Source organism: Streptomyces sp. NPDC048106, from assembly GCF_040706415.1.
GTDB lineage: Bacteria > Actinomycetota > Actinomycetes > Streptomycetales > Streptomycetaceae > Streptomyces.
This window is the reverse complement of the sequence record NZ_JBEZND010000049.1, coordinates 52936-75458: the sequence shown is the minus strand read 5'-3', so window position 1 is coordinate 75458 and position 22523 is coordinate 52936. Positions and strand designations below refer to the sequence as shown.

Genomic DNA, 22523 nt, shown 5'->3' with positions numbered 1-22523 from the left:
CTGGCCGACTTCTTCCGCCCGGAGGAGTCCGGCGAGACCGACGTCGTCGGCTTCCAGGTCGTCACCGTCGGCTCCCGCATCGGCGAGGAGACGGCCAGGCTCTTCGAGGCCAACGCCTACCGCGACTACCTCGAACTCCACGGCCTCTCCGTCCAGTTGGCCGAGGCGCTCGCCGAGTACTGGCACGCACGCGTCCGCGGCGAACTCGGCTTCGGCGGCGAGGACCCGGCCGGCATCGAGGACATGTTCGCCCTGAAGTACCGCGGGGCCCGCTTCTCCCTCGGTTACGGCGCGTGCCCCGACCTGGAGGACCGCGCCAAGATCGCCACGCTGCTGGAGCCCGAGCGCATCGGCGTCCACCTGTCGGAGGAGTTCCAGCTCCACCCCGAACAGTCCACGGACGCGATCGTCATCCACCATCCCGAGGCGAAGTACTTCAACGCACGCTGAGCCCTCCCCGGTACCGCCCCGCCCGGGCGGTACCGGGGCGCTCGCGGACGCCGCCGCACGGCATTCCGGGGGCCCCTCCGCGCCCTGCCGGGGGTGATATCCGCGGTACCCCACGGCACGGGGGACAAACGAAGCGCTTTCGCCGGCGGAGACGTACACTGGTCGGTCCACCGCAGGCCGGTTCCCGCATGGGAGCCGGCCTGATCGTCCCTCAAGGAGGTGCGCCCGGATGACCAGCACGGTCCCCGCGCTCGGAACCCGTTCGGCCGAAGGCTCCGCGCTACAGGCGGTCCTCCTCGACATGGACGGCACCCTGGTGGACACCGAGGGCTTCTGGTGGGACGTCGAGGTGGAGGTCTTCGCCACCCTCGGCCACACCCTGGACGAATCCTGGAAGCACGTCGTGGTCGGCGGCCCGATGACCCGCAGCGCCGGCTTCCTCATCGAGGCCACCGGCGCCGACATCGCCCTCGCCGAACTCAGCGTCCTCCTCAACGACGGCTTCGAGGCCCGCATCAGCACCGGCCTGCCGCTCAAACCCGGCGCCGCCCGACTGCTCGCCGAACTGCACCAGCACGGCGTCCCCACCGCCCTCGTCTCCGCCTCCCACCGGCGCATCATCGACCGCGTCCTCACCGTCCTCGGCCCGCACCACTTCTCCCTCTCCGTCGCCGGCGACGAGGTCACCCGGACCAAGCCCTTCCCCGACCCCTACCTCCTCGCCGCCACCGGACTCGGCGCCCACCCCGCCAGATGCGCCGTCGTCGAGGACACCTCGACCGGCGTCGCCGCCGCCGAGGCGGCCGGCTGCCGCGTCGTCGCCGTACCTTCCGTCGCCCCCATCGGACCGGCCGCACGGCGCACCGTCGTACCCTCCCTGGAACACGTCGACCTCGCATTTCTGCGCGGTCTGATGACGGAAATGCCCTAGCCGTTCACCCTGCGTGCAAAGGCCATTGGCCGGAGCAGTCGCATATCCGTGGAGTACATCCAGGAAATTCACGGAAAGGCCACATCGTCGAATTCGGCCTTCTGCGCACATGGTTGACCATGTGACGTTCAACACCCCGTCGGACCTCGACAGCACCGACCGGGTATGCAGAGCGGCCCGGTTCGACCAGGAACGACGGGTCCATGTGTCCTGATTGATGAGACGCTGCACTAATCCTGCCGCTGTCGGGTTTTCGGTGTGTCCACGCCCGGTTTCACAGCGTGATGGACAGTCAACTCACGCGGCTGTGAACGCCCCACGAGACGCGGACTAATCTCGTCGCGAGAACACCCCCCGAACAATCCCCGTGACCCGTCGCGCGCCATCCGGCGTGCCGGAAACACGGACCCGAACAGCTCTGGAGAAACCCCCGCATGAACCGCAAGACTTTGGTGCTGCCGGCGGTGGCCGGCCTGCTCACCCCGGTCCTCGCCGCGTGCGGCGGATCGGGCAGCGGGAGCAAGGGCGGCGACGCCATCGTCGTCGGCACCACGGACCGGTTCACCGTCACGAAGGACGCCCCGGCGCCCATCGACCCGGCCTACGCCTACGACGTCGGCACCTGGAACCTCCTGCGCCAGACCGTCCAGACCCTCATGGCCGAGCCCAAGGGCGAGGGCGACCCGGTCCCGGACGCCGCCGAAAGCTGCGGCTTCACCGACAGCGGCAGCGAACGCTACGCCTGCAAGCTGCGCGAGGGACTCACGTTCGCCAACGGCGACCAGGTGACCGCCCAGGACGTCAAGTACTCCATCGAGCGCGCCCTGCACATGAAGTCCGACACCGGTGTCTCCTCGCTGCTGAACACCATCGACACCATCGAGACGCAGGGCGACCGCGAGGTCGTCTTCCACCTCAAGACGGCCGACGCCACCTTCCCCTACAAGCTGTCCACCCCGGTCGCGGGCATCGTCGACCCCAAGGACTACCCCAAGGACTCCCTGCGCGACGGCTTCCACCTGGACGGTTCCGGCCCGTACACCTTCCAGGCCGAGGTCAAGGACAACGCTGTCGTAAGCGTCACCTTCGCCAAGAACCCCCACTACAAGGGGGTCGTGAAGGTGAACAACGACAAGGTCGTGGTGCGCTCCTTCGCCGATGCCGACGCCATGAGCGCCGCCATCGACAAGGGCGACATCGACGTCATGACCCGCACCATGTCGCCCGCCCAGATCCAGAAGCTGGACTCCGGCAGCGACGACAACGTCGACCTGGTCGACATGCCGGGCCTCGAAACCCGCTACCTGGCCTTCAACACCGACGCGTCCACCGTGAAGTCCAAGGCCGTACGCCAGGCCATGGCCCAGCTCATCAACCGCGGCGAACTGGTCTCCAAGGTCTACGGCACCCAGGCCGAACCGCTGTACTCGCTGGTCCCCGCCACCATCACCGGGCACTCCAACTCGTTCTTCAACAAGTACGGCAACCCCAGCGCCGCCAAGGCCAAGGACCTGCTGACCAAGGCCGGCATCACCACCCCGGTGAAGCTGACCATGCACTACACCACCGACCACTACGGCTCGGCCACCAAGCAGGAGTTCGAGATCCTGCAGAAGCAGCTCAACGACAGCGGCCTGTTCGACGTCACCATCCAGGGCCACCCCTGGGCCACCTTCCGCCCCGCGGAGCAGAAGGGCCAGTACGACGTCTACGGCATGGGCTGGTTCCCCGACTTCCCCGACGCCGACAACTTCCTCGCGCCGTTCCTCGACAAGGACAACTTCCTCGGCTCGCCGTACTCCAACAGCACCATCCAGCGCACCCTGATCCCGCAGTCCCGCCGCGAAGCCGACCGGCTCTCCGCCGCGGACAGCCTGACCGAGATCCAGAACATGGTCGCCGACGACGTCCCGGTCCTCCCGCTGTGGCAGGGCAAGCAGTACGTCGCCGCCCGCGACGACATCACGGGCGTCTCCTACGCCGTCAACTCCTCCTCCGCGCTGCAGCTCTGGGAGCTCGGCCGGGGCGCGAGCGGCTGACACACCGACACCGACGGCAAAGGGCGCCCCGCTCCGGGAAGGAGCGGGGCGCCCTTTGCCGTCGTCAACGGGCCTTCACCGACCGGCCGTCGGGACGCTCCCGGCCGTCGGACTCCGCGGCCTACTGCGCGCCGGGGCGCACCAGACCGCTCTCGTACGCGTACACCGCCGCCTGCACCCGGTCGCGCAGCCCCAGTTTGGTCAGCACATGCCCGACATGCGTCTTGACAGTCGTCTCGCTGACGAACAGCTCGGCCGCGATCTCCGCGTTGGACAGCCCCCGCGCCACCAGCTTCAGCACCTCCACCTCACGGTCCGTGAGCGTGTGCAGGGTGTCCGGAACCGGCTCCTCGCCCGAGGGCAGATGCGTCGCGTACTTGTCCAGCAGCCTGCGCGTGATGCTCGGCGCCAGCATCGCCTCACCGGCCGCCACCACCCGGATCGCCTGCACCAGCTCGTCCGCCGGCGCGTCCTTGAGCAGGAAACCGCTGGCACCGGCGCGCAGCGCCTCCACCACGTACTCGTCCAGGTCGAAGGTCGTCAGCACCAGCACCTTCGCCGGGCCGTCCCGGCCCGGACCGCTGATCTGCCGGGTCGCCTCCACCCCGTCCATCCGCGGCATACGGATGTCCATCAGCACGACGTCCGGCTGCAGGGCCCGCACCTGGTCGAGAGCCTGCAGACCGTCACCGGCCTCGCCCACGACCGCGAGATCCTGCTCGGCCTCCAGGATCATCCGGAAACCCGTACGCAGCAGGGGCTGGTCGTCGACCAGTAGGACGCGGATGGCCACGTGACACTCCTTCGCTAGTCCGCGCCCATTCTGCCCTGCGGGACACCACCCGACTCCGGCGCCCTGATCGGCAGCGGATACGGCGGGGGAGTGCCCCCGAACTCCGGGCAGTGCGCCTGGTGATCGCACCAGCCGCACAGCTTCGTCGGCCGCGGCCGCCAGTCCCCGCTCTCCGTGGCCTGCCGGATGGCGTCCCACAGCGCGTGCAGCCTGCGCTCCACCCGCTCCAGATCGGCGAGCACCGGGTCGTACGTCCGCACATCGCCGCTGCCGAGATACACCAGCTGCAACCGGCGCGGCACGACGCCCTTCAGCCGCCACACCACCAGCGCGTAGAACTTCATCTGGAACAGCGCGCCCTCGGCGTACTCCGGCCGCGGCGCCTTGCCCGTCTTGTAGTCGACGATCCGCACCTCACCGGTCGGCGCCACGTCCACCCGGTCGATGATGCCGCGCAGCCGCAGCCCCGACTCCAGCTCCGCCTCCACGAACAGCTCACGCTCGGCCGGCTCCAGACGCGTCGGGTCCTCCAGCGTGAACCAGCGCTCCACCAGCCGCTCGGCCTCACCCAGCCACCGCGCCAGCCGCTGCCCGTCCGGATCGTCCGCGAACAGCTCCGCCAGCTCCGGGCGGCTCTCGCGCAGCCGGTCCCACTGGCCCGGCACCAGCGCCCTGGCCCGCGGCGCGGTCCGCTCCCCGGCGGGCGCGTCGAACAACCGCTCAAGCACCGCGTGCACCAGCGTGCCCCGCGTCGCCGCCTCGCTCGGCTTCTCCGGCAACCGGTCGATCACCCGGAACCGGTACAGCAACGGACACTGCATGAAGTCACCGGCGCGCGAGGGCGAGAGCGAGCTGGGCGCGACGGCCGCGCGCTCGGCGACGACCTCGTCGACGATCTCGGCGACGACCTCCGAGACGGCCTCCGAGCCGGCGCCGGCACCGGCGGCTTCGGCGGCCGGGGGGCTCGGCACGGCCGGAGGTCTCGGCACCTCGGACGCCACGGCGTCCGTGACCACGGCGCCGGTCGTCGCGTCCGCCGCGGGCGGGTCCGTCGGCTCGGGACCGCGCGGCGCGGCTCCCGCCTCCTCGAAGCTGGTGTCCATGTCCACAGACCATACGGCCCACCACTGACAGTGACCCAGTCACGGGCCGGACGGGGCTCCCGGTCACGGGGCGAACACAAGGGTGCCGGGGCGAAACGTGCCACGACGGCCGCATACCATCGATCAGAGACCCTTCCGCCCCAAGAGGCGCGGAAGACGCTTCGAACGAGGGGACACCGTGGACGTGAGCGGCGCGAGCGGGCAGCCGCGGTCCGGCGACGACCGGCCGACCGACCACCCCGCAGTCCCAACGCCGACGGCCCCCGAGGCCCCGGCAGCGGCCGAAGACGGCCCCGAAGCCCCTGACGGCGCTCCCACCTCCGGCGACGAGACCGTTCCCGGGGACGCCCCCCGGGCCGGCTCCTCCCCGACCGGGCACGGCCCGGACCCGGAGGGCACGGCGGCCGACCAGGACGACGGGCAGGACGACGACCGGACCGAATCCGAGCCGGAAGCCGTACCCGAACCCGAGCCCCGGCCCGAACCCAAGCCCGAACCTGAACCCAAGCCCGAGCCAAAGTCCGAGCCCGAGCCCGAACCCCGCCCCACCGCCGGCCACGAGACCCACCGCACCCTCGCCCACACCGAACCCGGCGCCCCCGCGATGGCCAAGGGCGAGCCCCCGCCGCCGCCCAAGGAACCCGGCGGCGGCATCCTCATGGGACGGCCCTTCGGGGTGCCCGTCTACGTGGCACCGAGCTGGTTCCTCGTAGCCGCACTGATCACCTGGGTCTTCGGCGGGCAGCTCGACCGGGTCCTGCCCGAGCTGGGAGCCGCCCGCTACCTGGTGTCGCTGTTCTTCGCGGTCGCCTTCTACGCCTCCGTACTGGTCCACGAACTGGCCCACACCGTCGCCGCGATCCGCTTCAAACTCCCCGTCCGCCGCATCCAGCTCCAGTTCTTCGGCGGCGTCTCCGAGATCGAGAAGGAAGCCGAGACCCCGGGCAGGGAGTTCGTCCTGGCCTTCGTCGGCCCCCTGCTCTCCCTCGTCCTCGCCGGACTCTTCTACCTCGCCATGCGGCCCGTCCAGCCCGGCACCGTCCCCGGCGTCCTCCTCGCCGGCCTGATGGTCTCCAACCTCATCGTGGCCGCCTTCAACCTCCTCCCCGGCCTCCCCCTCGACGGCGGCCGCATGCTCCGCGCCGTCGTCTGGAAGATCACCGGCAAGCCCATGAGCGGCACCGTCGCCGCCGCCTGGGTCGGCCGCGCCCTCGCCGTCGCCGTCCTCATCGGACTGCCCCTGCTCAACTCCTCCGGCATCCTCGGCGGCGGCACCGAGGACACCGGCGGCATGGACACCGTCACCGACGCCCTGCTCGCCGCCATCCTCGCCGCGATCATCTGGACCGGCGCCGGCAACAGCCTGCGCATGGCCCGACTGCGCGAACACCTCCCCGAACTGCGCGCCCGCACCCTCACCCGCCGCGCCGTACCCGTCGAGACCGACACCCCCCTCTCCGAGGCACTGCGCCGCGCGAACGCCGCCGGTGCCCGCGCCCTCGTCGTCGTCGACGCCGACGGCCACCCCCTCTCCCTGGTCCGCGAGTCCGCCATCGTCGGCGTACCCGAACACCGCCGCCCCTGGGTCCCCGTCAGCAGCCTCGCCCAGGACCTCACCGACGACATGCGCGTCTCCGCCGAGCTGGCGGGCGAGGAACTCCTCGACGCCCTGCGCGCGGCCCCCGCCACCGAGTACCTCGTCGTCGAGGAGACCGGCGAGATCTACGGCGTCCTGTCCGCGGCCGACGTGGAACGCGCCTTCGTCAAGGCCATGGCCCGCCCCAGCTAGTGGTCGGCGGCCCGCCCCGCTGCCGGTAGGCTGGTCACATGTCCGAACCGACCGGTGCCGCCCGCAGGCGCGGGCCCTTCAAGGTCGGGGACCAGGTACAGCTGACCGACCCCAAGGGCCGCCACTACACGTTCACGCTCGAAGCCGGAAAGAACTTCCACACCCACAAGGGTTCCTTCCCGCACGACGAACTGATCGGTGCTCCCGAGGGCAGCGTTGTCCGCACCACCGGCAACGTGGCCTACCTCGCGCTGCGCCCCCTGCTCCCCGACTACGTCCTGTCCATGCCCCGCGGGGCAGCCGTCGTCTACCCGAAGGACGCGGGGCAGATCCTCGCCTTCGCCGACATCTTCCCCGGCGCCCGCGTCGTGGAGGCCGGCGTCGGCTCCGGCTCCCTCAGCAGCTTCCTGCTGCGGGCCATCGGCGACCAGGGCATGCTGCACTCCTACGAGCGCCGCGACGACTTCGCCGACATCGCCCGGCAGAACGTGGAACGCTACTTCGGCGGCCCCCACCCCGCCTGGCAGCTCACCGTCGGCGACCTCCAGGACAACCTGTCCGACACCGACGTCGACCGCGTCATCCTCGACATGCTCGCCCCCTGGGAATGCCTGGAAGCCGTCTCCAAGGCACTCGTCCCCGGCGGCATCGTGTGCTGCTACGTGGCCACCACCACCCAGCTCGCGCGCACCGTGGAATCCATCCGCGAGATCGGCTGCTTCAACGAGCCGACCGCCTGGGAGACCATGATCCGCAACTGGCACATCGAGGGCCTCGCCGTCCGCCCCGACCACCGCATGATCGGCCACACCGGCTTCCTGCTCACCGCCCGCCGCCTCGCCGACGGCGTCGAGCCCCCCATGCGCCGCCGCCGCCCCGCCAAGGGCGCCTACGGCGAGGACTACGCCGGACCCAACGCCGACGGCGGTGCCGGCCGCTGACCCACCCGCACCCGGCACAACACCAGGGCGCCGTGCCCCCGTTCCCCACCGACCCCGGGAACTCGGGCACGGCGCCCGTCCGTTGACAGGGCACCAGCCCCGGACAACCGGCGAACCGCCCCGCGCGGGCCCGCCACCACCGGGAATCCCGACCCCGCCGTTCCCCCGCACTGTGACGTGTGGCACCATGCTGGCCACACCCCCGGCACAGCCCTCCGCAGGAGACACTCCTCGTGCAGCAATCCGCCGTTCCGGAGCTCGCCCACGCCCACACCCGCCCCATCCACTGGCTCGCCACAGCCACCGCCGTCGCCGGCGTCGTGGCCCTCTCCTCCCTCGTGCAACCCGGGTCGGCCACCGCCGCCCAGTCCGCCACGGACCCCACCGCGGCACCCGCCCCCACCGCCGTCGCACCCCCCGCCACCACCGGCGTCACCTTCCCCCTCGCCTGCGGACCCGAGAAGGCCCTCGTCGTCAAGAAGGCCACCGGCGACCTCGACGGCGACGGCCGCCCCGAAACCGCCGCCGTCGTCCACTGCGACAGCGCCATGGGCACCCCGCCCGACGGCGTCTACGTCCTCACCCGCGCCGCCGACGGCCACACCCCCCGCGTCGTCGCCACCCTCGTCGACCCCAAGGACCGGCTCACCGTCACCGACTTCGCGATACACACCGGCACCGTCACCGCCACCCTGCTCGGCTACTCCACCGACGCCGTGCCCCGCTGCTGCCCCGACACGAAGACCCCGGCCGCATGGCACTGGGACGGCAAAGCCTTCCTGCGCACCACCCCGGCCGGGGCCCACAGCGTCTGACGAGACGCGACGTCCGGAAAACGCGGGTCACTCCGCGTCGGGACCGTAAACCTCCACCCTGTCCAGAACCCTGCGCACATGGATGCACTCACCAGGACACTCCCTGGCCGAGTCCACCACATCCGTGAGCAGCGGCAACGGCACCGGAGTCGCCGCTCCCACGTCCTGGAGCAGCTCGTCGTCCGCGCCCTTCACATAGGCGAGACCGTCGATGTCCAGCTCGAACACCTCCGGGGCGTACTGGGCACAGATCCCGTCGCCGGTACACAGGTCCTGGTCGATCCAGACCTCCAGCGCCTCCCCGGCCGGGGCCTCCTGCTGCACGGTCACCTCTCCTGACATCGGTACGCCGGACCCCCGGCACAGCCCACACCGGCCGGGACCACTCCAGCGGCGGTCGAACACGCCCGACCCTACCTCCGGCCCCGAAAACGGCCGCCCCCGGCCACCGAAGGGTTTCCACCGCCGAGCGGCCGGGTACGAGCGGTCGATCAGGGACAGGACGCCCCACACCCCGGACGAACAGTTCCAGCCAGGTCCGCCATGACACCGCCGGGCCCGACCGTCGCTCTACGTGATGACCGTAGGAGCGCCCTGCGGCCTGCCCGTACACCCGCCCACCCCGGCCGGAGCCGACAACTCCGGCCACTCCCGAAGGGTTTCGACCACGCCAACCATGGAACAAGCCGCTTCCCCATCACGTTGAGTGGGTATCCCCTCCGTGCGAGGGGGTGCGCACCGGGTGACCGACGACACACCTTGACAGTCATTGTGATCTAGGGGTTTCAATCGACACCCACCCAGGTAGGGTCTGGAAGCGTCCAGCTCCCCTTGGAGGAGGTGAGGACCGTGGCAGCCCACGACGACGACATGAACCGCGGCATCCGCCCGGGACGCGGGTCCGACGACCCGGCCGGGCAGATCGCCTACCTTGAGCAGGAGATCGCCGTCCTGCGACGCAAGCTCGCCGACTCTCCGCGACACACGAGGATTCTCGAAGAGCGGATCGTCGAGCTGCAGACCAACCTGGCCGGCGTGTCCGCCCAGAACGAACGACTGGCCAACACCCTCCGCGAGGCCCGCGACCAGATCGTGGCCCTCAAGGAGGAAGTCGACCGGCTCGCCCAGCCGCCGGCCGGCTTCGGAGTCTTCCTGCAGTCCAACGAGGACGGCACCGCCGACATCTTCACCGGCGGCCGCAAGCTCCGGGTGAACGTCAGCCCCAGCGTCGACCTCGACGACATGCGGCGCGGCCAGGAAGTCATGCTCAACGAAGCGCTCAACGTGGTCGAGGCCATGGAATTCGAGCGCGTCGGTGACATCGTCACCCTCAAGGAGATCCTCGAGGACGGCGAACGCGCCCTCGTCCTCGGACACACCGACGAAGAACGAGTGGTCCGCCTCGCCGAACCCCTCCTCGACGTCACCATCCGGCCCGGCGACGCCCTGCTGCTCGAACCCCGCTCCGGATACGTCTACGAAGTCGTCCCCAAGAGCGAGGTCGAGGAACTCGTCCTCGAAGAGGTCCCCGACATCGGCTACGAGGCCATCGGCGGCCTCGGCAACCAGATCGAGGCCATCCGCGACGCGGTCGAACTGCCCTATCTCTACCCCGACCTCTTCAAGGAGCACGAGCTGCGCCCGCCCAAGGGCGTCCTGCTCTACGGCCCCCCCGGCTGCGGCAAGACACTGATCGCCAAGGCCGTCGCCAACTCCCTCGCCAAGAAGGTCGCCGAAGTCACCGGCCAGGCCGCCGGCAAGAGCTTCTTCCTCAACATCAAGGGTCCCGAGCTCCTCAACAAGTACGTCGGCGAGACCGAGCGCCAGATCCGCCTCGTCTTCCAGCGCGCCCGCGAGAAGGCCAGCGAGGGCACCCCCGTCATCGTCTTCTTCGACGAGATGGAGTCCCTCTTCCGCACCCGCGGCTCCGGCGTCAGCTCCGACGTCGAGAACACCATCGTCCCCCAGCTCCTCGCCGAGATCGACGGCGTCGAAGGCCTCCAGAACGTGGTCGTCATCGGCGCCTCCAACCGCGAGGACATGATCGACCCCGCCATCCTGCGCCCCGGCCGCCTCGACGTGAAGATCAAGATCGAGCGTCCCGACGCCGAGGCCGCCAAGGACATCTTCGGCAAGTACCTCACCGAGCGCCTCCCGCTCCACACGGAGGACCTCACCGAACACAGCGGCGACAAGAACGCCACGGTCCAGGCCATGATCCAGACCGCGGTCGAGCAGATGTACGCCGAATCCGAGGAAAACCGCTTCCTGGAAGTCACCTACGCCAACGGCGACAAGGAAGTCCTCTACTTCAAGGACTTCAACTCCGGCGCCATGATCGAGAACATCGTCGGCCGCGCCAAGAAAATGGCGATCAAGGACTTCCTCGAAAAGAGCCAGAAGGGCCTCCGCGTCTCCCACCTCCTCCAGGCATGTGTGGACGAGTTCAAGGAGAACGAGGACCTGCCCAACACCACCAACCCCGACGACTGGGCCCGCATCTCCGGAAAGAAGGGCGAACGGATCGTCTACATCCGCACCCTCATCACCGGAAAGCAGGGCGCGGACACCGGACGCTCCATCGACACGGTGGCGAACACCGGTCAGTACCTGTAAAAAGCGGACCGGCTGCGGGTGCCCACAGCGGGTACCCGCAGCCGGCTGCTTTTCTGGCCACGACCGGAGCAGGCAATGACGCAAATGATCTCCCCACCAGCGCAAAGGCGTTCTAGGCTCTTTCCTACCGCCGAGTCGCGCAGTGCGGGGACGGGCACCGCACACGCACCGGAGCGCCAGCGGTACGTGAGCGGCGCCCATCACCGAGGGTGCCGCCGGGCAAGGAGGGCCGCATGACCGTACGGCGAGTAATGGGCATCGAGACGGAGTACGGCATCTCCGTCCCCGGCCACCCCAACGCCAATGCCATGCTCACCTCGTCCCAGATCGTCAACGCCTACGCGGCGGCGATGCACCGGGCCCGCCGAGCCCGCTGGGACTTCGAGGAGGAGAACCCGCTACGGGACGCGCGAGGCTTCGACCTCGCCCGGGAGGCCGCCGACGCCAGTCAGCTCACCGACGAGGACATCGGCCTCGCCAACGTGATCCTCACCAACGGCGCGCGACTCTACGTCGACCACGCCCACCCCGAGTACAGCGCCCCCGAGGTCACCAACCCCCGCGACGCCGTCCTGTGGGACAAGGCCGGCGAGCGCATCATGGCCGAGGCCGCCGAGCGGGCCGCCCAGCTCCCCGGCGCCCAGCCCATCCACCTCTACAAGAACAACACCGACAACAAGGGCGCCTCCTACGGCACCCACGAGAACTACCTCATGCGGCGCGAGACCCCGTTCTCGGACATCGTGCGCCACCTGACGCCCTTCTTCGTCTCCCGCCAGGTCTTCGCCGGCGCCGGCCGCGTCGGCATCGGGCAGGACGGCCACGAACACGGCTTCCAGCTCAGCCAGCGCGCCGACTACTTCGAGGTCGAGGTGGGCCTGGAGACCACCCTCAAGCGCCCCATCATCAACACCCGCGACGAACCCCACGCGGACGCCGAGAAGTACCGCCGCCTGCACGTGATCATCGGCGACGCCAACCTCTCGGAGATCTCCACCTACCTCAAACTCGGCACCACCTCCCTGGTCCTCGCCATGATCGAGGACGGCTTCATCGCGGTCGACCTGGCCGTGGACCAGCCGGTCCGCACCCTCCACCAGGTCTCCCACGACCCGAGCCTCAAGCGCCTGGTCACCCTCCGCAGCGGCCGCACACTCACCGCCGTACAGCTCCAGATGGAGTACTACGAGCTGGCCCGCAAATACGTCGAGGAACGCCACGGAGCCGACGCCGACGACCAGACCAAGGACGTCCTCAGCCGCTGGGAGGACACCCTCACCCGGCTCGAGAACGACCCCATGAGCCTCGCCGGCGAACTGGACTGGGTCGCCAAGCGCGAACTCATGGAGGGCTACCGCCGCCGCGACGGCCTCGACTGGGACGCCGCCCGGCTCCACCTGGTCGACCTCCAGTACGCCGACGTACGGCCCGAGAAGGGCCTGTACAACCGCCTGGCGGCCCGCGGCCGGATGAAGCGCCTGCTGGACGAGTCCGAGGTCGACAGGGCGCGCACCAAGCCGCCGGAGGACACCCGGGCGTACTTCCGCGGCCGCTGCCTGGAGCAGTACGCGGACGACGTCGCCGCGGCGAGCTGGGACTCGGTCATCTTCGACCTCCCCGGCCGGGATTCCCTCCAGCGCGTTCCAACCCTGGAACCGCTACGCGGAACGCGAAATCACGTCAAGGAGCTGCTGGACCGCTGTCGCACCGCGGAAGACCTGGTCAGGGTGCTTTCGGGCGGGTGAGCGGGGCCAGGGGGGTACTCGGTGCGGTCCGCGGCGGCGGGTGGAAATCCCGCCGCCCGGGAATCATCGAAACGGCCCCCGTACGTTGGAGAAACTGCGGGGCCGATGTCGGACCCGGCTTGTAGGGTCTGATCATCACCGATCGGCAGGTCAACTGAGCGGGGTGAGGGTTATGGCAACCAAGGACACCGGCGGCGGCCAGCAGAAGGCCACACGTTCCACCGAGGAGGTCGAGGAACAGGCGCAGGACGCCCAGGCCTCGGAGGACCTCAAGGAACGACAGGAGAAACTGTCGGACGACGTGGACTCCGTGCTGGACGAAATCGATGACGTACTTGAGGAGAACGCAGAGGATTTCGTGAGGTCGTTCGTGCAAAAAGGCGGAGAGTGAAGGCGAGTTGCTCGCTTTACCTTCGAAGTGAAGGTTCTGGGGGAGTCGAGTGGCCGAGGAGCCGAACGCCAAGGAATGCGGGAAATGCGGGCGGGATCTGCCTCTCGCGGCCTTCGCGCGGGACAAGAACCGGCGTGACGGCCTCCAGGTGTACTGCCGGGAGTGCGTGGCGGAGTACGGTGCCGCGCACTACCGGCGCCGCCGGGAGGCCATGGGAAAGCCCGTCCGGGAGAAGGTGGTGGTCCCAGCCGGGCACAAGCGGTGTCCGCAGTGTCGCGAGACGAAGCCCCACTCGGAGTGGGAGCGGAACAAGGCCTCGTCCGACGGTTGGGCCAGTTACTGCCGCGCCTGCCGCGCGGGGCGGAACAGAGCCAGCTACTTCAAGCGCCAGTACGGTCTCACCGAAGCCGAACGCGACGCGATGGTCGCCTCCCAGCGGGGTCTGTGCGTGATCTGCCTGAAGGCTCCGGCCGTGCATGTGGATCACTGTCACATGACGGGTAAGGTCCGTGGCGTACTGTGCTTCAACTGTAATTCGGCCATCGGCAAGTTGGGTGACGACCCCGACGCCGTACGCCGGGCCGCCGCCTATCTGGAAGGAAACTCGTGGAAGCCAATACTCGTGGCACCGGGCGTCTACCAGCTGCCTTCCTGACGCCAGGATCCTCCTCCTTCATGGACTTCCTCGCCGGGCACCAGCCGGAGATGCTTCCCGGGAACCGGCAGCTGCCGCCGACGCAGGGGGTGATCGAGGCCCCGCACGGCACCACCATCGTGGCCGTGACGTTCCCCGGCGGCGTGGTGCTCGCCGGTGACCGCAGGGCGACCATGGGCAATGTGATCGCGCAGCGGGACATCGAGAAGGTGTTCCCGGCGGACGAGTACTCCGCGGTGGGCATCGCGGGCACCGCCGGTCTCGCCGTGGAGATGGTCAAGCTCTTCCAGCTGGAGCTGGAGCACTTCGAGAAGGTCGAGGGCGCCCAGCTGTCCCTGGAGGGCAAGGCCAACCGGCTGTCGACGATGATCCGTTCCAACCTCGGCATGGCCATGCAGGGCCTGGCCGTGGTGCCCCTGTTCGCGGGGTACGACGTGGACCGGGACAAGGGCCGCATCTTCTCGTACGACGTGACGGGCGGCCGTTCCGAGGAGCACAACTTCGCGGCGACGGGCTCGGGCTCGGTCTTCGCCCGGGGCGCGATGAAGAAGCTGTTCCGTGACGACCTGACGGAGGAGCAGGCCACCACGCTGGTGGTACAGGCCCTCTATGACGCGGCTGACGACGACTCGGCGACCGGTGGTCCCGATGTCGCCCGCCGGATCTACCCGATCATCACCGTGATCACCGAGGACGGTTTCCGCCGGCTCACCGGGGACGAGGCCTCCGAGATCTCCCGTTCGGTGCTCCAGCGGCGCCTGGAGGAGCCGGACGGCCCCAAGGCCGCCCTGCTCTGAGGCGGCGGCCCGGTTCTTGACAAGGTGATCATAGTGACCATGACAGAAAGGGACGGATAACCGGTGTCGACGCCGTTCTATGTCTCCCCCCAGCAGGCGATGGCCGACCGGGCGGAGTACGCCCGCAAGGGCATCGCCCGTGGCCGCAGCCTGGTGGTCATGCAGTATGCCGACGGCATCGTGTTCGCCGGCGAGAACCCGTCCCGCGCGCTGCACAAGTTCAGCGAGATCTACGACCGGATCGGCTTCGCGGCGGCCGGTAAGTACAACGAGTACGAGAATCTGCGCATCGGCGGTGTCCGTTACGCCGACCTGCGCGGTTACACCTACGACCGGGACGACGTGACGGCCCGCGGTCTGGCCAACGTGTACGCCCAGACGCTGGGCACCATCTTCTCCTCGGCGGCCGAGAAGCCGTACGAGGTGGAGCTGGTGGTGGCGGAGGTGGGGGAGACCCCGGAGGGCGACCAGATCTACCGGCTGCCGCACGACGGTTCCATCGTGGACGAGCACGGTTCGGTCGCGGTGGGCGGCAACGCCGAGCAGATCAGCGGCTTCCTGGACCAGCGTCACCGCGACGGGATGAGTCTGGCCGAGGCGCTGAAGCTGGCGGTGCAGGCGCTGTCGCGGGACACCAACGGCAGCGAGCGGGAGATCCCGGCGGAGCGGCTGGAGGTCGCGGTGCTGGACCGTACGCGTCCGCAGAAGCGCAAGTTCAAGCGGATCGTCGGCCGTCAGCTGGCGCGTCTGCTGGAGGCGGACGGCGCGGCCGCGGGTTCGGAGGGCTCGGAGGACTCCGACGACGCGGAGTGATCCGCGGCTTTTCCGGTTCTCGCGTGCCCCGGCCGATCTCCCGGCCGGGGCACGCTGTCGTTCACCCGTGCGGCCGAGGCCGTGGGGGCGCCGTGGAGCCTCGTACGACGAGGTGGACCGGGATGTCGCCCCCTTCGGGCTCGCGGCCCTCCAGGACGGCCAGGAGGGCGCGCATGCCGCGTTCGCCGAAGAGTTCGGCGTCGAGGTGGACGGTGGTGAGTTCGGGGTCGAGGGCGGAGGCGAGGGCGAGGTCGTCCAGGCCGGTCACGGACATGTCGTCGGGGACGCGCAGGCCAAGGCGGCGCAGGGCCTTGTAGGCGCCGGCGGCGAGTTTGTCGTCGTCGCAGACGATGGCGGTGGGGCGGGGGCCGGGTGCGGTGAGGGCGGCCTCGGTGGCGGTGCGGGCTCCTTCGATGGAGATGGGCGCGCGGGCCGTGTGGAGTGCGGTGCCGGGTTCGGCGGCGAGGCGGGCGGCGAGTTCGCGGGCGCGGGCCTCGAAGGTCCAGGAGGGCACGTCGGCGGCGAGGTGCAGGACGCGGCGGTGGCCGAGGCCGAGGAGGTGGTCGGCGACCTGGCGGATGCCGTCGGCGATGTCGAGGTTGACGGTGGCGGCGCCGGGGCTGCCGGTGGGGTCGCTGTCGAGCATGACGAGGGGGAGGCGGTCGCCGCGGATGGCGGTGAGGGCGTCGGCGGCCATGGAGGAGGCGAGGACGCCGTCGAGGGCGGCCTGGGCGGAGGCGAAGGGGTCGGGGACCTGGGCGGCCCGTACGGGCCTTCCCTCGGTGGTGGCGGGGGACGGCCGGGCGGGGCCGACGCCTTCGGGGGAGGGGTAGAGGACGACGCCGAAGCCGTGCTGGGCGGCGACGCGGGCGGCTCCGGTGTAGACGCCGGCGAAGAACTCGGTGGTGAGGGCGGGGACGACGAGCAGCACGGTGCGGGTGCGGCCGAGGCGGAGGTTGCGGGCGGCGAGGTTGGGCCGGTAGTCGAGGGCGCGGGCGGCCTGGCGGACGCGTTCGGCGGTGGCTTCGGAGACGCGGCCGCGCCATTTGTCGCCGAGCACGAGGGAGACGGCGGCCTGGGAGACACCGGCCGCGTGGGCCACGTCGCGGCTGGTGGGTCGCGTGCTGCTGCGTGCCACGGTGGGCCTGCTCCTTCGCCTGGACGCCCGAACAGCGCACATGGTACGTATGAGAGCGGAAGTTATACGTAACACTTGGGGGCGTCGAGGCGCCCGGTGGGTGCGAGCCACGGGAGGCGCCGCGACATGGCCACGGGTTATCTGGAGATACTCCGGGCGCGGCACGCGCTGCGGCTGCTGACGGGCACGCTGGTGGGGCGGCTGCCCAACGCGACGGCGGCGATCGCCCTGGTGCTGTTCGTGCGCGCCTCGGGCGGCACGTACAGCCTGGCGGGCGCGCTGGCGGCCGTCTACGGCGTGGCGAACGCCGTGGGGCAGCCGGTGCTCGGCCGGCTGGTGGACCTGTTCGGGCAGCCGCGGGTGCAGTTGCCGGCGGCGGTGCTCGCGGCCCTGTCGATGGCGGTCTTCGCGTTCTCGGGCACCGGCCGGCTGCCGCTGGCCTACGCGGCGGTGGCGGTCTCGGGGCTGTGCGCGCCGCCACTGGAGGGCGGCCTGCGGGCGCTGTGGCCGTCGGTGCTGCGGGGCGAGGAGCAGGTGCACTCGGCGTACGCCATGGACGCGGTGGCCCAGGAGGTCATGTTCACGGTGGGGCCGCTGCTGGTGACGGTGTGCGCGTCGGTGTGGGACGCGCGTGCGGCGCTGCTGGTGCTGAACGTGCTGGGGGTGCTGGGCGCGCTGTCGGTGGTGGTGTCGCCGCCGTCGCGGGCGTGGCGGTCGGCGCCGCGTGAGGCGCACTGGCTGGGCGCGCTGCGGTCGCCGGGTCTGCTGGCGTTGCTGGGCGCGTTCCTGTTCGTGGGGATCGCGCTGGGTTCGATCACGGTGGCGTCGGTGTCGTACGCGGACGGTCATGGCGGGGACGCGGTGTACGGCTGGCTGATGGCGGGGCTGGGTCTCGGCGCGCTGGTGGGCGGCTCGGTGTACGGGGCGCGGCGGTGGGCGGGGGTGCCGGAGCGGCGACTGCGGGTGCTGGTGGCGCTTCTGGCGGTGTGTTATCTGCCGCTGATGCTGATGCCGGGTGCGGTGGCGATGGTGTTGCTGTCGGTGGTGTCGGGGGTGTTCCTGGCGCCGTCCATCGCGTGCGCGTTCATCCTGGTGGACCGGCATGCGCCGAGGGGCACGGTCACGGAGGCCTTCTCGTGGCTGGTGACGACGTTCACGGTGGGCGCGTCGGTGGGGACGGGGCTGGCGGGGCCGGTGGTCCAGGCCGGTGGCACGGTGTGGGGTTTCGCGGTGCCGGGCGCGGCGGGGGCGGTGTCGTTGCTGGTGTTGCTGGCGACGGGGCGGGTCCTCGCAGCTCCCGTGCGGGGCGCGGTGATTGCGGCTTCATCGGAAAATGATCCAAATCGTGCTGTCGAACCCCGTTTCAGCTCAACGGATCAGGCGTAATGTTCCCTCATGGACCGCCGCATTTTCGGGCTGGAGAACGAGTACGGCGTCACGTGCACGTTCAGGGGACAGCGCCGCCTGTCGCCTGACGAGGTGGCGCGGTACCTCTTCCGCCGTGTCGTGTCATGGGGCCGCAGTAGCAATGTCTTTCTGCGGAACGGCGCCCGGCTGTATCTCGACGTGGGCTCACATCCGGAATACGCGACACCCGAGTGTGACAATGTGATCGAACTGGTCACCCACGACAAGGCCGGCGAGCGCATTCTCGAGGGACTCCTGGTGGACGCGGAACGACGCCTGCACGAGGAGGGAATCGCGGGCGACGTCTACCTGTTCAAGAACAACACCGATTCGGCGGGCAACTCGTACGGCTGCCATGAGAACTATCTGGTGGCGCGGCACGGCGAGTTCTCCCGGCTCGCGGACATTCTGATCCCGTTCCTGGTCACGCGGCAGTTGCTGTGTGGTGCGGGCAAGGTGCTGCAGACTCCGCGTGGTGCCGTGTACTGCGTGAGCCAGCGGGCCGAGCACATCTGGGAGGGCGTGTCGTCGGCGACGACGCGTTCCCGGCCGATCATCAACACCCGTGACGAGCCGCACGCGGACGCGGAGCGCTACCGCAGGCTGCACGTCATCGTGGGCGACTCGAACATGTCGGAGACGACGATGCTGCTGAAGGTCGGCGCGACCGACCTGGTGCTGCGGATGATCGAGGCGGGCACGGTGATGCGGGATCTGACCCTGGAGAACCCGATCCGGGCGATCCGCGAGGTCAGTCATGACATCACGGGGCGGCGCAAGGTGCGTCTGGCCAGTGGCCGGGAGGCGTCGGCGCTGGAGGTGCAGCGCGAGTACTTCGACAAGGCCGTGGACTTCTGCGACCGCCGTGGGATCCGTACGGGGACGGTCGCCCAGGTCCTGGAGCTGTGGGGCCGCACCCTGGACGCGATCGAGACGGAGGAGCTGGACCGGATCGAGACCGAGATCGACTGGGTGATGAAGTACAAGCTCATCGAGCGGTACCGGTCCAAGCACAACATGACGATGTCGCATCCGCGGGTCGCCCAGATAGACCTCGCGTATCACGACATCCACCGTCGGCGCGGGCTGTACTACCTGCTGGAGAAGAAGGGCCAGGCCGCGCGGATCTGCAATGACGTGCGGATCTTCGAGGGCAAGTCGGTGCCGCCGCAGACGACTCGGGCGCGGCTGCGCGGTGACTTCATCCGGCGGGCGCAGGAGCAGCGCCGGGACTTCACGGTGGACTGGGTGCATCTGAAGCTCAACGACCAGGCGCAGCGCACCGTGTTGTGCAAGGACCCGTTCCGTTCGGTGGACGACCGGGTGGAGAAGCTGATCGCCGGAATGTAGCCGTCGGGAGGGTGTCGGGTGCCTGTGGCGTTGCGGTGGTGGAGTGCCGCAACGCCACACGGGCGTCGTGCGTTTCGCGTGCGGCGCCCGTGTCGGTCGTAGAGTTGCGCGCACGTCATCCGCAAGACCGACCGATTACGAGGCTCTTCCGTGCGCCGACGTTCCCTTCTCCTCTCCGTCGTTCCCGCTGGACTGGTCACGCTCGCCGGGTGCGGCGGCGGCAAGTCCGGTTCGAGTCAGGCCGGCGCGTCTCCGTCGCCCTCGGCGCCCAGTGCGCCGCCGCCCAGGATCGTGGACGGTCCGCTGCCGGCGATCACGGCGGGCACGCGGTTCGGTGAGAAGCCGACCGTGGCCAAGGGCGAGGGTGCGCCGTCGAAGGACCTGGCGGTGCGGACGGCGGTCCCGGGCAGTGGTCGTACGGTCGCGGAGAACGATTTCGTCCAGGCGCATTACCTGGGCCAGATCTGGGACACCGGCAAGGTGTTCGACAATTCGTACGACCGGCATGCGCCGCTGGTGATGCAGTTGGCCCAGGGCCGTCTGATCGACGGCTGGCGGTATGCGCTGATCGGGAAGAAGACGGGCAGCCGGGTGGAGATCGCGGTGCCGCCGACGTGGGGTTACGGCAAGGCGGGCAATCCGCAGGCGGGGATCAAGGGCACGGACACGCTGGTGTTCGTCATCGATGTGATCGATTCGTTCAACTCGAAGAGTTCGGCGCACGGCCGGGCCGTCGCGCAGAACGACGCGGCGCTGCCGAAGGTCGGCACGAACACCAACGGCGCGGTGCCGGTGGTCTCGGTGCCGCACACGACCCCGCCGGACAAGCTGGTCTCCACGTATGTGCTGGAGGGCGACGGTCCGGCGCTGAAGGCGGACCAGGCGGTGCTGTGCCAGTTCCAGGGGCTGGTGTGGGAGGGCGGCAAGACGTTCCAGCGGACTTATGGTTCGGGGCGGCTGAGCCAGTTCTCGCTGACGCAGATGCAGGACACGGTCAAGGGGCTGGCGCAGGGGCTGGTCGGCAAGAAGGTGGGCAGCCGGGTGCTGGTCGTGGTGCCGCCGCAGCTGGGGTACGGGGACAACCCGCCGAGCGGCAGCCCGGTCGGCAAGGGGGCGACGCTGGTGTTCACGGTGGACATCCTGGCCGCGATGTAGGAGGGGTGTCCGGGTCGGGCGGTACGGGCGGGGAGATGAAAGACTGTCCGTGTTTCGTGACGTACCTACGCAGGAGCTTTTGACGTGAACATCGAGAAGCCCGAGATCGACTTCCCTGAGGGCGCGCCCCCGGCGGACCTTGAGATCAAGGACATCTGGGAGGGCGAGGGTCCGGTCGCGCAGGCGGGCCAGAACGTCACCGTGCACTACGTCGGTGTCGCTTTCAGCACCGGCGAGGAGTTCGACGCCAGCTGGAACCGGGGCACCCCGTTCCGCTTCCCGCTGGGTGGCGGCCGGGTCATCGCCGGCTGGGACCGCGGTGTGCAGGGCATGAAGGTCGGTGGCCGCCGTCAGCTGACCATCCCGGCCCACCTCGCCTACGGCGACCAGAGCCCGACCCCGGCGATCAAGCCGGGCGAGACGCTGATCTTCGTGGTGGACCTCCTCGGGGTCTGAGCCGTACCCGAGCCGTCGGCCGTATCCGACCGGATCCGACCGTCCAGGGCCCATGCCTGTCCGGGCATGGGCCCTCGGCTTTTGTCACCGCGCCCGGGAGCGGTACGGTCGACGGTCGGAAGCACGAAATGGGAGGCGAAGGGCGTCGATGGCCATTGCCAAGGCCGAGCGGCTGATGAACCTCGCGCTGTGCCTGCTCGGCGCACGGCGGCCGCTGAGCAAGCGTGAGCTGCGCGACTCCATCGAGGCCTATGTCGAGGCCGCGAGGCCGGACAGGGGCGGGGCGGGGAGCGACGATTCCTTCAACCGCATGTTCGAGCGCGACAAGGACGATCTGCGCGAGCTGGGCCTGGTGATCGAGACCGTCGAGAACGTCGACGGCGAGGTCGGCTATCTCGCCCGCCGCGACAGCAACCGGCTGCCGCCCATCACCCTGGACGCCGAGGAGGCCGCCGCCCTGGGCCTGGCCGCCAAGGTCTGGCAGCAGGCGCGGCTCGCCGGTGCCGCCAGCGGCGCCCTCCAGAAGCTGCGCGCCGCCGGGCTGCCCGAGGAGGTCGACCCGTACGAGGGGCACGCCGCGCTGGAGCCGCGCATCCCGGTGCACGAGGCCGCCTTCGAGCCGTTGATGCTGGCCTGCCGGGACCGCCGCCCGGTGCTGTTCGACTACCGCAAGGCCTCCGCCGCCCATCCCGAGCCCCGGCACGTCGAGCCGTGGGCGCTGGAGTGCTGGCGCGGCCACTGGTACCTGGCCGGTTTCGACCGGGGCCGGGGTGCCGAGCGCGTCTTCCGGCTGTCCCGGATCACCGGCAAGGTCCGCTCCCGGGGGACGGGGTTCACCGCGCCCGTGCCCGACGTGGTGACCGTGCGGGAGACCGTGGCGAGCTGGGCCGGTGAGACGGCCGACCGTTCGGCGCTGATCCGGCTGCGGTCCGGCGCCGGGTACCCGCTGCGCGCGAAGGCCGCGAAGGTGCGGGAGCTCGACGACGGCTGGGACGAGTTGGAGATTCCGTACGGGCACGGCCTGGACGCCTGGCTGGTGGAGTTCGGGCCCGATGTGGTGGTCGTGGAGCCGGCCGAGCTGCGGGCCGACGTGGTGGACCGGCTGCGCGCCGTGGCCAAGGGCTGAGGGGGAGCAGGAC

The 22523-nt window shown here is 70.0% G+C and carries 21 protein-coding genes; 17 read left to right on the top strand and 4 right to left on the bottom strand.

Annotation, left to right across the window (positions count from 1 at the left end):
• The 3 genes from AB0927_RS34890 to AB0927_RS34880 all read left to right on the top strand — a co-directional run.
• Positions 1-450, top strand: a 450-nt coding sequence (locus AB0927_RS34890) for a vitamin B12 dependent-methionine synthase activation domain-containing protein (RefSeq protein WP_366671828.1), incomplete at its 5' end; no start/stop codon positions are given.
• A 229-nt stretch (positions 451-679) separates the two neighbouring features.
• Entirely contained in the window at positions 680-1381 is a 702-nt protein-coding gene (locus AB0927_RS34885; protein ID WP_366671827.1) for an HAD family phosphatase, read from the top strand.
• Positions 1382-1815: 434 nt separating this feature from the next.
• Positions 1816-3420 carry an ABC transporter substrate-binding protein gene (locus AB0927_RS34880; protein ID WP_366671826.1) on the top strand — a complete coding sequence of 535 codons (1605 nt, stop codon included), beginning with the start codon at positions 1816-1818 and terminating at the stop codon, positions 3418-3420.
• Positions 3421-3541: 121 nt separating this feature from the next.
• Here AB0927_RS34880 and AB0927_RS34875 read toward each other — a convergent pair whose 3' ends face one another.
• Together AB0927_RS34875 and AB0927_RS34870 are read right to left on the bottom strand one after the other, a co-directional pair.
• A complete protein-coding gene (locus AB0927_RS34875) occupies positions 3542-4213 on the bottom strand; it encodes a response regulator transcription factor (RefSeq protein WP_366671825.1) in 672 nt (223 codons plus the stop codon).
• 14 nt (positions 4214-4227) lie between these two features.
• On the bottom strand, positions 4228-5316 hold the full coding sequence (locus AB0927_RS34870; protein ID WP_366671824.1) for a RecB family exonuclease: 1089 nt from the start codon (positions 5314-5316) through the stop codon (positions 4228-4230).
• A gap of 178 nt (positions 5317-5494) precedes the next feature.
• On the opposite strand from AB0927_RS34870, the gene AB0927_RS34865 reads away from it, so the two are divergent.
• From AB0927_RS34865 to AB0927_RS34855, 3 genes are all read left to right on the top strand, one after another.
• A complete protein-coding gene (locus AB0927_RS34865; RefSeq protein WP_366671823.1) occupies positions 5495-7105 on the top strand; it encodes a site-2 protease family protein in 1611 nt (536 codons plus the stop codon).
• A 38-nt stretch (positions 7106-7143) separates the two neighbouring features.
• Positions 7144-8046, top strand: a complete 903-nt coding sequence (locus tag AB0927_RS34860; protein ID WP_366671822.1) for a tRNA (adenine-N1)-methyltransferase — start codon at positions 7144-7146, stop codon at positions 8044-8046.
• Positions 8047-8279: 233 nt separating this feature from the next.
• On the top strand, positions 8280-8861 hold the full coding sequence (locus AB0927_RS34855; protein ID WP_366671821.1) for a hypothetical protein: 582 nt from the start codon (positions 8280-8282) through the stop codon (positions 8859-8861).
• A 27-nt stretch (positions 8862-8888) separates the two neighbouring features.
• On the opposite strand, the gene AB0927_RS34850 is transcribed toward AB0927_RS34855, so the two are convergent.
• Positions 8889-9191 (bottom strand): ferredoxin, encoded by a 303-nt coding sequence (locus AB0927_RS34850; RefSeq protein WP_366671820.1) that lies wholly within the window; start codon positions 9189-9191, stop codon positions 8889-8891.
• Positions 9192-9710: 519 nt separating this feature from the next.
• On the opposite strand from AB0927_RS34850, the gene arc reads away from it, so the two are divergent.
• From arc to prcA, 6 genes are all read left to right on the top strand, one after another.
• A complete protein-coding gene (gene arc, locus AB0927_RS34845; protein ID WP_366671819.1) occupies positions 9711-11477 on the top strand; it encodes a proteasome ATPase in 1767 nt (588 codons plus the stop codon).
• 233 nt (positions 11478-11710) lie between these two features.
• Positions 11711-13222: a depupylase/deamidase Dop gene (gene dop / locus AB0927_RS34840; protein ID WP_366671818.1), complete on the top strand. Its 1512-nt coding sequence runs from the start codon at positions 11711-11713 to the stop codon at positions 13220-13222.
• A gap of 172 nt (positions 13223-13394) precedes the next feature.
• Complete coding sequence (locus AB0927_RS34835) at positions 13395-13613, top strand: ubiquitin-like protein Pup (protein WP_011027899.1); 219 nt, start codon at positions 13395-13397, stop codon at positions 13611-13613.
• Positions 13614-13662: 49 nt separating this feature from the next.
• Positions 13663-14268: an endonuclease VII domain-containing protein gene (locus AB0927_RS34830; RefSeq protein ID WP_366671817.1), complete on the top strand. Its 606-nt coding sequence runs from the start codon at positions 13663-13665 to the stop codon at positions 14266-14268.
• Positions 14220-15065: a proteasome subunit beta gene (prcB, locus tag AB0927_RS34825; RefSeq protein ID WP_366671816.1), complete on the top strand. Its 846-nt coding sequence runs from the start codon at positions 14220-14222 to the stop codon at positions 15063-15065. Before AB0927_RS34830 ends, prcB begins: the two co-directional genes overlap by 49 nt.
• A gap of 63 nt (positions 15066-15128) precedes the next feature.
• A complete protein-coding gene (prcA, locus tag AB0927_RS34820; RefSeq protein WP_366671815.1) occupies positions 15129-15878 on the top strand; it encodes a proteasome subunit alpha in 750 nt (249 codons plus the stop codon).
• Between the two features lie 61 nt (positions 15879-15939).
• Here prcA and AB0927_RS34815 read toward each other — a convergent pair whose 3' ends face one another.
• Positions 15940-17016, bottom strand: coding sequence for a LacI family DNA-binding transcriptional regulator (locus AB0927_RS34815; RefSeq protein ID WP_366671814.1), 1077 nt, complete (start codon positions 17014-17016; stop codon positions 15940-15942).
• Positions 17017-17142: 126 nt separating this feature from the next.
• Here AB0927_RS34815 and AB0927_RS34810 point away from each other — a divergent pair, with 126 nt between their 5' ends.
• From AB0927_RS34810 to AB0927_RS34790, 5 genes are all read left to right on the top strand, one after another.
• Positions 17143-18402 (top strand): MFS transporter, encoded by a 1260-nt coding sequence (locus AB0927_RS34810; RefSeq protein ID WP_366671813.1) that lies wholly within the window; start codon positions 17143-17145, stop codon positions 18400-18402.
• A 9-nt stretch (positions 18403-18411) separates the two neighbouring features.
• Positions 18412-19773: a Pup--protein ligase gene (gene pafA, locus AB0927_RS34805; RefSeq protein ID WP_366671812.1), complete on the top strand. Its 1362-nt coding sequence runs from the start codon at positions 18412-18414 to the stop codon at positions 19771-19773.
• A gap of 150 nt (positions 19774-19923) precedes the next feature.
• A complete protein-coding gene (locus AB0927_RS34800; RefSeq protein WP_366671811.1) occupies positions 19924-20928 on the top strand; it encodes an FKBP-type peptidyl-prolyl cis-trans isomerase in 1005 nt (334 codons plus the stop codon).
• Between the two features lie 84 nt (positions 20929-21012).
• Positions 21013-21384 (top strand): FKBP-type peptidyl-prolyl cis-trans isomerase, encoded by a 372-nt coding sequence (locus AB0927_RS34795; RefSeq protein WP_366671810.1) that lies wholly within the window; start codon positions 21013-21015, stop codon positions 21382-21384.
• A 148-nt stretch (positions 21385-21532) separates the two neighbouring features.
• The gene (locus AB0927_RS34790; RefSeq protein ID WP_366671809.1) at positions 21533-22510 is read left to right on the top strand and encodes a WYL domain-containing protein; all 978 of its coding nucleotides are present in this window, start codon (positions 21533-21535) and stop codon (positions 22508-22510) included.
• The last annotated feature ends 13 nt before the right edge of the window (positions 22511-22523 follow it).

Bases quoted from the DNA above. Each gene is read 5' to 3' on its own strand.
- AB0927_RS34860 (WP_366671822.1), top strand. From the start codon at position 7,144: ATGTCCGAACCGACCGGTGCCGCCCGCAGGCGCGGGCCCTTCAAGGTC.
- dop (WP_366671818.1), top strand. From the start codon at position 11,711: ATGACCGTACGGCGAGTAATGGGCATCGAGACGGAGTACGGCATCTCC.
- AB0927_RS34835 (WP_011027899.1), top strand. From the start codon at position 13,395: ATGGCAACCAAGGACACCGGCGGCGGCCAGCAGAAGGCCACACGTTCC.
- AB0927_RS34885 (WP_366671827.1), top strand. From the start codon at position 680: ATGACCAGCACGGTCCCCGCGCTCGGAACCCGTTCGGCCGAAGGCTCC.
- pafA (WP_366671812.1), top strand. From the start codon at position 18,412: ATGGACCGCCGCATTTTCGGGCTGGAGAACGAGTACGGCGTCACGTGC.
- AB0927_RS34790 (WP_366671809.1), top strand. From the start codon at position 21,533: ATGGCCATTGCCAAGGCCGAGCGGCTGATGAACCTCGCGCTGTGCCTG.
- AB0927_RS34810 (WP_366671813.1), top strand. From the start codon at position 17,143: ATGGCCACGGGTTATCTGGAGATACTCCGGGCGCGGCACGCGCTGCGG.
- AB0927_RS34880 (WP_366671826.1), top strand. From the start codon at position 1,816: ATGAACCGCAAGACTTTGGTGCTGCCGGCGGTGGCCGGCCTGCTCACC.
- AB0927_RS34870 (WP_366671824.1), bottom strand. From the start codon at position 5,316: ATGGACACCAGCTTCGAGGAGGCGGGAGCCGCGCCGCGCGGTCCCGAG.